Source organism: Rhodopirellula halodulae, assembly GCF_020966775.1.
Classification (GTDB): domain Bacteria; phylum Planctomycetota; class Planctomycetia; order Pirellulales; family Pirellulaceae; genus Rhodopirellula; species Rhodopirellula halodulae.
This window is the reverse complement of the sequence record NZ_JAJKFV010000001.1, coordinates 106788-121402: the sequence shown is the minus strand read 5'-3', so window position 1 is coordinate 121402 and position 14615 is coordinate 106788. Positions and strand designations below refer to the sequence as shown.

Here is a 14615-nt window from a genome sequence, read left to right as displayed (position 1 = left end):
TCCGCGTGCTTCGGTTATGAACCGATTCGAGATGCAAGCAACCATCCGACGGGAAAACCATCGGGTGCGACGGATATTGCGACACCCGCCAGGACGAACGTCCGCTAGCGGGGCTGGCGAATGAAATGGAAAGCGGGAACTTCCGCGACCTGTTCGGCGGGACCGTTCACCGGTTGCCTAACGATGACTGAGCCATCCAAGGCGGGTTCGTCGTTGACGGAGTCGGGACTGATTGAGTATCCATCGGCCGGCTGGCGAATGAACTGCCGTGGTGACGCAACGCCAAAATCATCCGGCGAAGGCTGCGAGAGTGCGTCCGTGGCCGATCGCATGGCCCGAACAGGCTCCGCCGGCAACAAATGCAAATCCGGATCGTCTTCTTCGGGATACGCGGGCAACAGTTCGTCCAGCGGAACGTCGTCCATCTCAAACTGCGTGTCCGAATTCCCTCCCCAATTCGAAGTCGCTTGGGAAGAACGATCCAGTGAAGATCTCCAATCGGATACCGCGCCTTGAGTTGGAGACTTGGACATGTCTTTCAACAAGTCACTCGGACTGGGCAGGATGTCTTCTGACCCGCCGGACTCTTTGTCCGACGAAGAAGACTCGTTTCGCTCTTTCAGTAAAGCGTCGACTTTTTGTTCGTCCAATTGCCGACGTTGTTCGCTGCCGACGGGCGGACCGCCAAAGGTTTGGTAAGGATCGATTTGTTCGGGATCGATCAAATACTTCTGATACTTCTTCTCCAATCGGCGATGTTCGTGGTAGTCACGAAAACGTTGAATCTCTTCCTGCGTCAGTTGATGCGATGGCAAGACTGCATCAGCGTCGGCATGTGCCTCCGCTTCGACCGGGTCGACGGTCGTGGGCATGGGCGCGGCGTTGACACTGGAAGACACCGGTGGTGTGACCCTCATTTCACCTTCGTCTGCCGACGGTTCGTCAGCCAACACCGAGTAGCCGTCACGTTGCAGTTCGACCACATGCTGAGCATTCAATTCAAACCGTGGCGAGTGCGTGGTGCGGTAGCGGCCTTCGATGGTTTCGTGATCCAAGATCGGATCCACGGCGGAAACGCCCGCTTCTTGTGCGGCGGACTGGAAACTCACACGGCGTGAATATTCGTCGAATCGATCGTAGAAAGTTGACTGGCGAGTCGCCGGCAACTGGGCCGGCCTCAACATGGAATATCCGCCAAAGGCCCCCCGTCGCGATGCAATCGACGCGTCGCAACTCCCATTGCACTGGCTCGATTGGCAGGCCTGGCAACCGAACACTTTTTCGCCAAGATGACCGGTACGAGCCGGATAAGACTTCGGTGGCAAATTGGCCAACGGACGCATCCCGCTGCCGTGACAGGTGTGATAGCCATCGCCCCAACTGCACCCGCAATAGCGTCCCACCCGTTCCACCATCTCGGGAAACCCCGCGTTCGATTCGCGAATCCAGCCCGTGACGCTTGAACTGATCGTCAGCCCGAGCGTGACAGCAAGGATCCACCGGCGTCGTCGCAAACGTTGTCCCGCGACAGCCACTTGAGTGGCGGATGCGGCATGTCCGTTTGCGTTGAGGGCGGTGGAAGCGGTCACGCGATGGGCTCCTGAAATCGAGTCACGACACGATCACGTTGGTGGGAAACCAATCGTGAGCCTATCCAGCAAGTTGGTTCGCGAATTTGGAACGGATGATGGCAACGGGTTGGAACGCTCATTGGCTGCGTGCACATCCCGAGGAATGTCTCGCAGTCGCATCACAACAACATCGGTCCTAGCGATCGGCACGAGCGACGCGACCGCTCCATCCCCCAGAACGCATGCAGGCGTTTTTCCTCCCGCTCAATGGGGTCGAACCAGTTAGCGAAACTGTGACGGCTCGTGCCTTGCCTCGTGCGCCAGCATCGCGTCCCTCCAAAACGCTAGTGAATTGAAGTCACAACGAGCCCTTCACACCCGCTGTCCCGCATTTTGGGAGCCAGACCACGCATCCAAATTCGTTCGGCTAGCATGCCCCACCGGTCACTCGGCAGACCATCTTTGGTCGGGTAATGTGGAGGCATGATTCACTCCAAATTGATTGTCGCCGCGAGCGACTCGACCAGCGGTTCCGCAACCACTTCTTCCAATGCTTCCCTGCCTCAAGCCATGGCGGGCTTGGCCGATCGAAACGCGAATTTGTTTCGTCGTTTGGGTTTGCCATTGGGAGATCCGGCCGCTTGGATCCGTCTGCCGGATGGGCAGAACATTGGCATCGTTCGTGATCTGGAAATGGATCGCACACGAGCCGCGGGACGGCTGGACAAAGTTCATTGCCCGGCTGACTTCCCGCCGGCCACGGGAACGGCCAGCGGCGATCGCGAGACGGCATCCGCTCAATCGGTCGCACGATTCCTGCAATTGCAATCGATTGATCACGTGGTGGTCGACCGAGCGTTCCCGCTGATCTACGCGTGGTATCTCGGTGAAGCCGGGATTGCCATTTCGTACGATGACGAATTGGGCGTCCTGGACCGGCGAGTCAAAACCGATCAAGAAATTGATTCGCTCCGCAAGGCACAAGCGGTCACCGAAGTCGTCATGCGGCAGATGTGCGAAACCATCGCGACGGCGGACGTTGGCTCCGAAGGACGCTTGATGCTCGACGGTCAACCGTTGACCAGCGAACGGGTACGAACCATGGCCGCGGAAGCGTTCATGAAGCTGGAATTTTCGATGAGCCACGGTGCGATCGCCGCGACGCTGCCTCATTCCGCCGACTGTCATCATCGGGGCAGCGGGGATTTGTACACCGGTCACCCAATCATCGTGGATCTGTTTCCGCGAGACGAAGCGACCCGCTACAACGGCGACTGCACACGAACCGTGGTCCACGGCACGCCATCGGAAAACGTGCGGGCCATGCACGCAGCGGTCGTCGCCTCCAAAGAAGCCGCTGAGTCCGTGTTGTTCCCAGGAAGAACGGGTGAAGAAGTCCAATTGGCCGTGGAAGCGGTGCTGGTCAATCGAGGCTATCCGATTTCGCGTGGGGAGCTGACCGACGCTCCCTCCATTCAACACGGCACGGGACACGGCATCGGTTTGGAGGTGCACGAACCGATCTTGCTTGACCACGGCGGAGGTGAAATGCTCGCGGGTGAAGTTTTCACGGTCGAGCCTGGGCTGTATGGGCGTCAAGATGGAGGAGTCCGAGTCGAAGACATGTTGGTCGTGACTTCGGACGGACCTGTCAACTTGAACCAATTACAGATGGGATTGGATTGGAATCCAAACTGATGCCCGTTTCGGTGCCGCTGGGCATTGAACTATCGGGCCATAATCTGGAGCTTTTCGCCGGTGGCGGACTGCATTGGCCCGAGCATCAAGCATTGATGGTTTCGGACCTGCACCTGGGAAAAGACGCCACGTTCCGGCGTCACGGGATCGGCGTGCCGACAGGAGCCAGCCGTGCCACGCTGCGAGCCGTGTCGGAAATGTTGGACGCCAGTGGTGCGACGGAACTGTTCATCATTGGTGATTTGTTCCATGCCCGCAGTTCGCTGTCGTTGGACGCGACCACCGTGTTCGAAGCCTTTCTGCGAAGTCACTCCAATGTTGCCGTGACATTGATCGAAGGCAACCACGATCGCGCGGTCGGTCAGCTGCCCAAAGATTGGCCCATCGATACGGTCGAAGGCACGTTCCACTTGGATTCGATCGCCATGACCCATGAACCAAGCAACCTGCCGTGCGATGCGGACTTGTTGGTCAGCGGCCACCTGCATCCGGCCCACGTGCTGAACACCGGCGGCGAGACCACGGGCAAATTGCCATGTTTTTGGTGGTCCAACGGTTGTTTGGTTTTGCCGGCCTGTGGGCGATTCACCGGAACCATGAAGATCTCGCCCAAAAACACCGATCGCATCTGGGTCATCGCCGACGGTCAGGTGCTCGCGGTCTGATTTGCCGCGTTTGCTCACCTGGGCTCGGCTCATTTGACTTTGGTCACATGAGGCCCCTGCAAAGCGTTACAGTGCGATACTGATCCGAGGATGAGATGCGTCGGATTGACGTGCAGAATGTTGTTCTTGAGAGATGTTGTCCTCGAAAGCGTCTGCATCTTTGAAAGCGCCTTTGAAAACGAGGTCTCCGCGCGTGAGGCCTCAATAACATGCATGATGGTCGTCCAAAGCGAGAACCGTGTCCGAATCCATCCCATCCATTCCGTCGCGACGACATGATTTGGACGCCCTTCGCGGCATTGCCATGTTGCTGGGAATCTTCTTGCATGCGTCAATTGCCTACGCCCCCGACGCCGGGCGCGGCTGGCCTGTCCAGGACACCCAAAGCAGTTCAGCGGTCTCCGTTTTCATCGCGATGATTCACGGGTTCCGAATGCCGCTTTTCTTTTTGCTGAGCGGCTTCTTCACGATGATGTTGTTTCGCCGACGTGGCCTTTCCAAGCTGATCGAGCATCGAATGCTTCGCATTGGATTGCCGCTGGTCCTTGGCATGTGCACCATCATTCCGGCGATGTGGATCGTTTCAGGATACATCCAAGCTCACCCGTCCACGGTGGCCAAAGCCGTCGATGAGAAGGATTTGTTCACGCCGATTTTGCAAGACGATTTGGCCGCGGTGGAAGCCGCCTTGGGTGCGGATGCCGATGTCAATCAAAGGTCCGACCAAGGCGACACACCGTTCCTAGTTGCGGCGTTCCTCGGCCGAGACGACATCGCACAAACGCTGCTGGATCATGGTGCGGACCCTGAGCAAGCGAACCACAAAGGGGAACGTCCCATCGATGTGATGCGTGCTCCGTGGGACACCACGCAGTTCGTTGCGGGAATGCTGCAAATAGAATTGGTTCAGGAAGAAGTCGAAACGGGCCGGCAAGAGATCGCTTCGATGATGGGCAAATCACTCACGCTTCCAACCAACGGAGCGGCGGGCGAAATGTCGGAAGCGGACTGGAAAGGGCTGATGTTCCTGTTGTTCGATTTCCCTTTGACCGGCCACCTTTGGTTCTTGTGGTTTCTTTGTTTCCTGGTCACAGGCTTCGCAATTGCCACCATCGCGATTCCCACATTCGTCCGAGTCCGCTGGAACGCGGTGACCTGGACTCGCTGGCCATCCTGTTTGTTGTGGTTGGTTCCGCTAACCATGCTGCCCAGCTATTTCATGGAGCACCAGGGATTCGGGCCTGCCACCTCGGTTGGACTGATCCCGCATCCATCCGTGTTGATCTACTACACGTTGTTCTTTGGATTTGGCGCGATCTATTACGACGCGAACGACCAAGCTGGCGAACTGGGTCGAAGCTGGAAGTGGACACTGCCGATTTCGCTCACGCTGCTGTTGGGACTGGGGTGGACCATCCGAAATGAAATGAGCGGGTTGGGATTGCTGGGTTCGCTGATGATTCAAGCGACTTATGCCTGGACCGTCTCCTTCGGCATGATGGGATTGTTTCGATCGCTCTTTGCCCGTCCCAGCCCAACGATGCGATACCTCTCGGACTCGTCGTACTGGCTGTATTTGGCTCACCTGCCCTGGGTGATGTATCTGCAGTACTGGGTACGAGACTGGAACGTTTCGCTCCTAACTAAATTCGCAGTGGTCAGTTTGGTTGCCTGCGTTTCGTTGCTGATCAGCTACCAAGTGTTTGTGCGTCACACGCCCGTCGGTTGGATGCTCAACGGGAAACGCAATCGAAAAGAGCCGAACATGGACAACACGCTCGGCTCGGATTCGGATGTCGTCGCGGCTCAACTGGTCAGTCAGTGAGACGTTTCGAGCAACTCACCTTTGGGTTGCCCCATTTGTGAAAGCAGCTCTCCGAACCACGACGCATTGATATTGAATGGCTTGCCACCCGCAATGCGTTCAAACTCAATCGCACGCAATTCGTTGTTCTGGTCTTCGTCTTCACCGACGACGCCGCCGATGCCCTGCATCGCACATTCAACCGCTTTCTGGGCACAACGACCGATCAGAGCGATGTCCTCTGGATTGGCCGCCGCCGCACGGCTGAAGTAGCCGCTCTTTTGGACCAACGTTTTCTCGGCACCCAACATGTCGGCGAATTGCTTGCCAAACCATTTGCCGGGATTCACCGCATCCAACTTGTAGTGTCCGAAGGCATCCTTTGGCACGCTTTCTCCGCGAGATTCCATCTCTTTCACAATGGTTTCGACGCCGGCACCTTCGGAAATGAAGATGTTGACACAATCGATCTCGTCCATGATCGCTCGCAATCGTTTGGCCTCTTCTTCCAGGTCGAACCCCATCTCCGGAACATAGACACCATGAACATCACGTCGTTCTTGGCTCAGTCCCATTTCGGGTAGGAAGTTCAGGTTCTGCAAACGTTCGCGGTACTTGGCGGCGGTGGCGGCGGTCAACCAACCACAATTGCGTCCCATCACTTCATGCACGATCAACATGCGAGGATTTGCGTTGTGCTCGCCCACCACATTTTCGAAGAACTTGGCACCTTCTTCGGCTGCCGTCCAAGCGCCCAAGCTTTGCTTGATTGGAATCACATCGTTGTCGATCGTCTTGGGCAACCCAACCACGGTGAGTTGGTAATCGTGCTTGGCGAGGTATGCCGCAAGGTCGGCCGCCGTGGTGTTTGTATCGTCGCCACCAATGGTGTGTAGCACATCCACGCCGTCCGACTGCAACCGTTCAGCAGCCACCTTCAACGGATCCTGACCTTCGCTAACCAAACCACGCTTCACGCAGTCGGCCACGTTGGTCAGCTTGACCCGGCTGTTGCCGATCGGACTGCCACCATGCTCGTGCAAGATGCCCGCATTTCGGCGGGAGTTGTCATCGACAACAAAGCTGTCGCCCAACAGCAATCCCTTGTAACCCGAGCGATAGCAGATGATTTCAACGTCTGGAGCCTGTTCGGTGTAGGCTTCGATCAAGGCGCCAATGGCCGACGACAAACAAGGGGCCAAGCCACCAGCGGTAAGAATTCCGACACGTTGGATCGACATGGTAGAAGGTTCCGATTGCTCAGGGTTCCAGGAGGCGGGAATTTCCCAAAAGCGTATCGGATGTTCCCGTTTTCGTCGCCCCGTGACCAGAACAACGGCACCGGAGGACGCATTGGAGTGCAATCGGCGGACTCAACCGCGTCACTCGGTGTCGTCACTCAACGACCGCCAATAAGTCGCCCGCTTCAACCTGGGTTCCCGGAGGCGTATGGACTTTCGCGAGAACCCCGTCGGCTGGCGCGTTGATCGTCGTTTCCATTTTCATTGCTTCCAGGACCAACAACTTTTGGCCAGCCTTCACCTTTTCGCCTTCGGAAGCGGCGACGGTGATCACCATGCCGGGCATCGACGCGGCCACGTGAGTTGAGTCCGACGGATCGGCTTTCACCGCCGCCTTCACATCAACGTCCAACGAACGATCGACCACCGCGACTTCGCGCGGTTGGCCATTCAATTCAAAGAACACCGTTCGCGTCCCGTCGGGATAGGGCTGCCCTGTGGCCAAGTACTTCACGATCAGACGCTTGCCCGGTTCGATGTCGACCGCGATCTCGTCGCCGGGTTCCTGCCCATAAAAGAAGTTGGGTGTGGGCAAGGCAGCAACGTCGCCGTACTTGTTGCGATGTTCGGCGTACTCTTCAAAGACCTTTGGATACAGCAAGTACGTGACGGCATCGCGATCGCTCGGTGCTTCCTGAGTCAGCTCCGCCGCCTGAGCTTTCGCCGCCTCCAAATCCGCCGGAGGCATTGATGCACCGGGACGTTCCAGGACCGGAGCTTGATCGCCAAGGATCTTGTTCATCACGGGTTCGGGGAAACCTCCCGGCGGTTGCCCCATGCGACCACCGATCAAGTCCAGCACGCTCGCCGGAAATGCCAACGCTTTGTCCGTGGTCAAAACCTCTTCTGCCGACATTTCGTTCGCGACCAGGAAGAGAGCCATATCGCCAACCGCTTTGCTGGTCGGTGTCACCTTCACGATGTCACCAAACAAACGATTCACGTCGGCGTAAGCTCGACACACCCCCGCCCACTGATCCGCCAATCCCAACGCCCGGGCTTGCTGAAACAAATTCGTGTACTGTCCGCCAGGCATCTCGTGGTCGTACAAGTCACCCGTTGCGGGCAGCACGTCGCTTTCGAATGGCTTGTAAAATTCACGAGCGGCCTGCCAGTAGGTCGCAAGCTTCGTCAATGACTCGCTTTCCAAAGAAGATTCGCGGTCGGTAAAACGCAATGCTTCCACCAACGTGTTCAAGTTCACTTGGCTGGTACCGCCTGACATCGGTGCAAGTGCCGCATCCGCAATCTGCAACCCTTCCCCCGCGGCGGCCATCAACGTCGATGCTTGAATGCCGGCCGTGTCGTGGGTGTGCAAGTGAATCGGCAAATCGACTTCGTCTCGCAAGGCACGCAGCAACTTGACCGCAGCGGCGGGCTTCAGCAAACCCGCCATGTCTTTGATCGCAATCAGATGGGCTCCGCCGGCTTGCAACTTCTTTGCCAAGTCGACGTAGTAATTCAAGCCATACTTCGTCCGGCCGGGATCTTGCAGATCGCCGGTGTAGCAGATCGACGCTTCGCAGATGCCGCCTTCTTCGATCACGGCTTCCATTGCGACACGCATGTTCTCTTCCCAGTTGAGCGCGTCAAACACACGGAAGACATCCATTCCCGCCTGAACTGCTTCGCGAACGAACAATCGCACCACGTTGTCAGGATAGTTGGTGTACCCGACCGCATTGCTTGCACGCAGCAACATTTGCGTCAGCACATTGGGCACCGCGGCTCGCAGATCCGCCAATCGTTGCCAAGGCGACTCCTTTAGAAACCGCATCGACGTGTCAAACGTCGCACCGCCCCACATTTCCAACGAGAACAATTGAGACGCCAAGTGTGCATAAGCGGGAGCGATCCGCAGCATGTCATCCGTGCGAACTCGAGTGGCCAACAACGATTGATGAGCGTCTCGCATCGTCGTGTCGGTCAGCAACAATCCCTTTTGCTGTTTGATCCATTGAACCAACCCATCGACGCCTTCTTCGCGAAAAATATCAGCCGTCCCGCGAGGCGGCTTGGTTGACGTTGGAATTTCCGGAACCGGTGCGGGTTCACGACGAACCGCTGGGGGACGTCCCGTGACCAACGAGTTTCCATTGACGATCGTTTCCCCCAAAAAAGTCAGCAACTTCGTCGCACGATCGCGTCGTTTCGGCAAGCGGAACAATTCGGGCGTCGTGTCGATCAATCGCGTGGTCGCTTCGCCTGCCAGAAAAGTGGGATGATTCACCAACCGAGTCAAAAACGGGATGTTGGTCTTCACCCCGCGAATTCGAAACTCGTGCAAGCATCGATCCATCCGCCGAGCGGCAGCCGCCAGCGAAGGTGCCCGCGCCGTGACTTTCACCAACATGGAATCATAGAAGGGATTGACCACGGCACCACTGAACGCCGTGCCCGCATCCAACCGGACGCCCAAGCCAGCCGCACTGCGGTAATGACTGATGCGTCCATAATCCGGCCGAAACTCCGCCGCGGGATCTTCCGTCGTGATGCGACACTGCATCGCGAATCCCATCGTGCGGATGTCTTCCTGCGGCGGCAAACCAACTTCGTCGTCGTGCAGTTGGTGGCCTTGAGCAACCAAAATTTGATTGCGAACGATGTCGATGCCCGTCACTTCTTCGGTGACCGTGTGTTCGACTTGGATGCGAGGGTTGACCTCGATGAAATAAAACTCGTCCTTGTCGACATCCAGCAGAAACTCCACCGTCCCCGCGTTCTCATAACCGCCGCTGTCTTGACCGACCGCTCGGCCGATGTTCAAAGCAGCTTGGCAAATTGCCTCGCGCATTTCAGGCGACAAGTTCGGTGCGGGCGCCAGTTCCACCACCTTTTGGTGCCGCCGCTGAACGCTGCAATCACGTTCGTAGAGATGCACCAAGTTGCCGTGCCGGTCGCCAAGCAATTGCACTTCCAGGTGACGGGCTCGCTGGACAAATCGCTCCAAGAACACCTCGTCGCTACCAAAGGCGGTTTTGGCTTCCCGCTGAGCCGCTTCTAATGACGACGCCAACTCATCCGGTGTCATCACCACCCGCATCCCGCGCCCACCGCCACCCTTCGCAGCTTTCAACATGATTGGATAGCCGAGTTTGTCGGCCGCTTCGGATGCCTCCTCCACCGACGTGACCGATTGAGCCGTGCCGCCCAAAACGGGAACGCCCGCGATCTCCGCCAGCCGCCTGGCACTCGTTTTGTCACCCAAATCACGCAGGCTTTGCTCGCTGGGGCCAACAAACAAAATCCCCGCATCGGTCAACGCTTTCGCAAATTCAGGGTTCTCGGATAGAAATCCATACCCCGGATGAACCGCATCGATGTCGTGCTGCAAACACAACGCGACAATCGCATCGATGTTCAGGTAAGACCGAATGGGCTCGCCGGGCGAACCGATCTGATAGGCCTCGTCCGCTTTGAAGCGGTGCAGCGCATAGCGGTCCTCGTGCGAGTAAATCGCGACGGTCCGAATACCCAATTCGTGCGCCGAACGAAACACTCGCGTTGCGATTTCGCTTCGGTTGGCCGCCAAAAGTTTGCGAACGGAACGAATGTTTTCGGCAGGCTTTGAGCGAGTGGCAGCTTCGGTCATTGGGGCATCCATTGCGTGGGGAGTCAATGCTGACTCGCTAATCTACACGTTTCCCAATGGCCGTTCAGCAATGGAAGGTGCACCGGACCATGCACAAAATCAATTGCTGGTTTGGAACCGGTTTCGACTCCCCATCATCGCTCGTTTCGATGCCTCGGCTACTCAACGCCTTCGATAATGCGGCCGTGCAAGTGTTCAATGCATGTCGCAATTAGCGCGGTCCACCCCGTTTGATGGCTGGCCCCTAAACCTTCGCCCGTGTCACCGTGAAAGTACTCGTAGAACAGCACCTGATCTTGCCAGAGCGATTCGTCACTCTTCATACCGCTTCCCGTCAAACAGGGTCGCGAACCACCTTCTTCGGGCGACAAAAAGATATTCGACAGACGACGGTTCAATTCGTCGGCAACCTGCAACAAATTCATTTTCTGCCCCGAACCCACCGGGCACTCGATCTCGATATCGTCACCGTAGAACTCGTGATATCGCTCGATCGCTTCGATCAACAGGTAATTGGTTGGAAACCAAATCGGACCTCGCCAATTGCTGTTGCCACCGAACATCCAACTGTCCGACTCACCCGGAACATACGCCACCGTGTGCTCTTGCCCGCGGACGGTGACCTTGAACGGTTCCGTTTCGTGCTTTTTCGATAGCGAACGAATGCCATAGTTCGACAGGAATTCGGACTCATCCAGCAACACTTTCAATACCCGCTCCAGACGTTCCTTCGTCGGGATCGAGATCAACATCCGGCGATGACGTTTGGTCGTTTGGCAAAACGTGATGTGCTGCACCAAGTCATGGCGGTTGTTCAAGAACCATTCGAGTCGATTGCGGAACCCCGGCAAATCGTCGAGCAAGTCCTCGTCCAGAATTTCCACCGCGATCAACGGCAGCAACCCAACCAGCGATTTGACTCGCATCGGATAGGTCTCACCATCGATTTTCAGTTGGTCGTAATAGAAACCGTCTTCCTCATCCCACAACCCACCGCTTTCGCCTCCGTTCATCGCGTCAACAATGCGAATGAAGTGGTCCAAGAACTTCGAGGCCATGTCGGAGTACGAGCGATCGTGACGAGCCAGCTCGAGTGCCATCGACATCATCGTGCCGCTGTAGAACGCCATCCACGCGGTGCCGTCAGCCTGTTCCAACTCCGCACCTTCGGGCAATCCTTTGCTGCGGTCGAACACGCCGATGTTATCCAGACCAAGGAATCCGCCCGCGAAAACATTGTCACCGTTGCTATCGACTCGGTTGACCCACCAAGTGAAGTTCAGCAGCAAACGCTGGAACGCTTGCGAGAGAAACTTGTAGTCACGTTTGCCCGTTTCGGCTTCCATTTGGAAGACTCGCAAACACGCCCAAGCATGCACAGGCGGATTCACATCATCGAAGTAAAACTCGTACGCCGGAAGCTGACCGTTGGGATGCATGTACCACTCGCGCAGCAGCACCATTAGTTGCTTCTTCGCAAACGCGGGGTCAATGCGCGCGGCGGGAATCATGTGGAACGCCAAATCCCACGCGGCGAACCAAGGGTATTCCCATTTGTCCGGCATCGACAGCACATCCCGTGCATAGAGGTGTCGCCAATCCTTGTTTCGCCCTTGATGCCGAGCCTCCGGAGGCGTCATCACATCCCGGTCACCATCCAACCAATCCGCGACGATGTAGTGATAGAACTGCTTGGTCCACATCAGTCCCGCGTAAGCTTGGCGTGAGACCAAACGCTGTTCGTCGGTGGCTTTTGACGGCAGCACCGTTTGGTAGAACGCATCCGCCTCCTCGCGCCGCGTTTGCAAGATTTGGTCAAACTCGTCCGCCACATCCGGATGAAATTCCCCCGCCATGTCTTTGATCGTCAACCGAACACGAACCCGCTGGGTCTCGCCCGGCTTGAGCTTCCATCGATACAATCCCGCCACTTTGGTTCCGTGGCGTTTGGGATTGACCGACTCTTTTTCGCCATGGATCACATAGCGGTGAAAGGCGTCCTTGGTGTACGGCGAAAAGTTCTCTCCGTCGAACAACTCTTCCATGTTGGTTTCGTTCTCGGTGAACAGCAGTTCGCTGCCCGGCTGGTTCTCAAACGAACAAACAAAAGGCTCGAGCGTGTCGTGGCGAGTTTGCACCACGTGTGAATCGATCGCCTGGATGGTGGGTTTGGCCGTGCATCCTTCGTGGGCACAGCCCCAAACCCAAGTGTTACGGAACCACAATGTTGGCAGAACCGCGATCTCGTGTTCTTCCGGCCCATGGTTGGTGACCACAATTTCAATCAGTACGTCGTTCTCAGATTCCTTCGCGTAAGTCGCGGTGACGTCAAAGAACCTGTTGTCATCGAGCACACCGCTATCAAGCAATTCGTACTCGCGATCGTGCAAACCTCGCTTTTGATTTTCGGCAACCAATTCGCGATAGGGATATCGCTGCTGTGGATAGCGATACATCGCCTTGGCATAGGAATGCGTCGGCGTTGAATCCAAGTAGTAATACAGTTCCTTGACGTCTTCGCCATGGTTGCCTTCGGGACCGGTCAATCCAAACAGTCGTTCTTTCAAGATCGTGTCGTTATCGTTCCACAACGCGACCGAAAAACACATCCGGCACTGACGATCGCTGAACCCCAGCAAACCGTCCTCGCCCCAACGATACGCACGACTGCGAGCATGATCGTGCGGGAAATCACTCCAAGAATTCCCGCCTTCGGAGTAATCCTCCCGAACGGTGCCCCATTGGCGTTCGGACAGATAAGGCCCCCAACGTTTCCAGTTCCGCTCGCGTCGCTCGTCTTCGTCCAATCGCTGGTGTTCGGCCGTGTTCATCAAGCATCCCTTTGTCGTCGCCGCCACAAAAATCCATCCAGAACGTAATGCGTGATCTGGGGCACCGCCAAGGCGGGGGCCAGCCAAACGCCAGCTTCCTCGCCCCATTCGGACCGTCCCCGCTGGCCGGGCAGCCATCCAAACAGCCAACCGCGTTCGTGCCAGACACCGAAGTCCCAAAAGAGTTCTTCAGCGTACGCCAAGATCCAGACCACCCCCAAAAACAAAGCCACCCGCCCCGCAGTCGTTCCCCATCGAGAGCCCCGCCCAGCTAAGGAATGAGATTTTTCGTTCTCTGCAACCTCGCGGCACCAACGGTACCAATAAATCAGCACCATGTACGGCACGCCGTGGATGATCACGTTGGTGACGGTGAAGGCGTAGTCGGAATTGAACGTGATGATCCCCACGTACCAGCACACCGCCGTAGTCAGCACCACCAAATCCTTTCCGGGGTTCCAATCACCGTCGCGAAACCCTCGAACCAGGCTACGTGCGGCGTACGCCAACATACTGATCCAGTAGACCGGCATCGCGATGGTCGCCATCGCGGATGGCAACCGGATGAAATCGCCCTCCGCGAACCACCAGAAATGCTTCGGCAGATTCGCGTGCCAATGAATCAGTGGATAAAGCGTCGCCAGATAAATCGCAGACGCGTCGATCCACCATCCGGCTCGTTCGCGATCGTTCGCCCTGGATCGATACAGCGCGACCCAGCCATATTGCTGGCGAATGAAATGAAAGACAGCCAGATACGCCAACACGGACCAGAACAGCGTCACACTCTCGCTGTAAATCGCGGCGCCCACCACAAACGCGAGCAACGGAGTCAGCCCGTAGAGCCACGGGCGTTTGCGTAGCTCTTGACCATCGAAGTAAACGCGAAAACCGGTGGCGTAAACGTGAGCGACATCAATCAGCAGGATCGTCGCCACCCAAGTCCAACCGGGAGTGTCACCGTGCAACAATCCCAGCGCCGCTCCGACCGGCAACATTGCGAGCGCGACCGCGGCACTGCCACCGAACGTCGCCAGATCCACCGCCGGTGAAAACAACCACGGCAGTTGATCCCACCTCGATCGCGAACGGGTTGCGGTGTCGCAGGTCGTCATTCGCGATATCGATTGAAAACGGAAGTTGATTCAGCGAG

Annotated in this window: 8 protein-coding genes; 3 read left to right on the top strand and 5 right to left on the bottom strand. The window is 56.9% G+C overall.

Annotated features, from left to right (window positions below; genetic code table 11):
• Window positions 1-104: 104 nt before the first annotated feature.
• Complete coding sequence (locus LOC70_RS00410) at window positions 105-1589, bottom strand: hypothetical protein (RefSeq protein ID WP_230251282.1); 1485 nt, start codon at window positions 1587-1589, stop codon at window positions 105-107.
• Between the two features lie 465 nt (window positions 1590-2054).
• On the opposite strand from LOC70_RS00410, the gene LOC70_RS00405 reads away from it, so the two are divergent.
• From LOC70_RS00405 to LOC70_RS00395, 3 genes are all read left to right on the top strand, one after another.
• The gene (locus LOC70_RS00405) at window positions 2055-3269 is read left to right on the top strand and encodes a M24 family metallopeptidase (protein ID WP_230251281.1); all 1215 of its coding nucleotides are present in this window, start codon (window positions 2055-2057) and stop codon (window positions 3267-3269) included.
• Window positions 3269-3934: a ligase-associated DNA damage response endonuclease PdeM gene (pdeM, locus tag LOC70_RS00400; protein WP_230251280.1), complete on the top strand. Its 666-nt coding sequence runs from the start codon at window positions 3269-3271 to the stop codon at window positions 3932-3934. The genes LOC70_RS00405 and pdeM overlap by 1 nt, the downstream gene beginning before the upstream one ends.
• Window positions 3935-4172: 238 nt before the next feature.
• Window positions 4173-5759, top strand: a complete 1587-nt coding sequence (locus LOC70_RS00395; RefSeq protein WP_230251279.1) for an acyltransferase family protein — start codon at window positions 4173-4175, stop codon at window positions 5757-5759.
• Here the strand turns inward: LOC70_RS00395 and LOC70_RS00390 are convergent.
• From LOC70_RS00390 to LOC70_RS00375, 4 genes are all read right to left on the bottom strand, one after another.
• Complete coding sequence (locus LOC70_RS00390; RefSeq protein WP_230251278.1) at window positions 5753-6979, bottom strand: pyrophosphate--fructose-6-phosphate 1-phosphotransferase; 1227 nt, start codon at window positions 6977-6979, stop codon at window positions 5753-5755. The genes LOC70_RS00395 and LOC70_RS00390 overlap by 7 nt on opposite strands.
• 154 nt (window positions 6980-7133) lie before the next feature.
• A complete protein-coding gene (locus LOC70_RS00385; RefSeq protein ID WP_230251277.1) occupies window positions 7134-10643 on the bottom strand; it encodes a pyruvate carboxylase in 3510 nt (1169 codons plus the stop codon).
• A 146-nt stretch (window positions 10644-10789) separates the two neighbouring features.
• The gene (locus LOC70_RS00380; RefSeq protein ID WP_230251276.1) at window positions 10790-13462 is read right to left on the bottom strand and encodes an MGH1-like glycoside hydrolase domain-containing protein; all 2673 of its coding nucleotides are present in this window, start codon (window positions 13460-13462) and stop codon (window positions 10790-10792) included.
• Window positions 13462-14577 (bottom strand): hypothetical protein, encoded by a 1116-nt coding sequence (locus LOC70_RS00375; RefSeq protein WP_230251275.1) that lies wholly within the window; start codon window positions 14575-14577, stop codon window positions 13462-13464. The genes LOC70_RS00380 and LOC70_RS00375 overlap by 1 nt, the downstream gene beginning before the upstream one ends.
• Window positions 14578-14615 lie beyond the last annotated feature (38 nt).

What these genes read in the sequence shown, in the direction of transcription:
- LOC70_RS00405 (WP_230251281.1), top strand. Translation starts at nt 2,055, where the DNA reads ATGATTCACTCCAAATTGATTGTCGCCGCGAGCGACTCGACCAGCGGT.
- pdeM (WP_230251280.1), top strand. Translation starts at nt 3,269, where the DNA reads ATGCCCGTTTCGGTGCCGCTGGGCATTGAACTATCGGGCCATAATCTG.
- LOC70_RS00390 (WP_230251278.1), bottom strand. Translation starts at nt 6,979, where the DNA reads ATGTCGATCCAACGTGTCGGAATTCTTACCGCTGGTGGCTTGGCCCCT.
- LOC70_RS00385 (WP_230251277.1), bottom strand. Translation starts at nt 10,643, where the DNA reads ATGGATGCCCCAATGACCGAAGCTGCCACTCGCTCAAAGCCTGCCGAA.
- LOC70_RS00380 (WP_230251276.1), bottom strand. Translation starts at nt 13,462, where the DNA reads ATGAACACGGCCGAACACCAGCGATTGGACGAAGACGAGCGACGCGAG.
- LOC70_RS00375 (WP_230251275.1), bottom strand. Translation starts at nt 14,577, where the DNA reads ATGACGACCTGCGACACCGCAACCCGTTCGCGATCGAGGTGGGATCAA.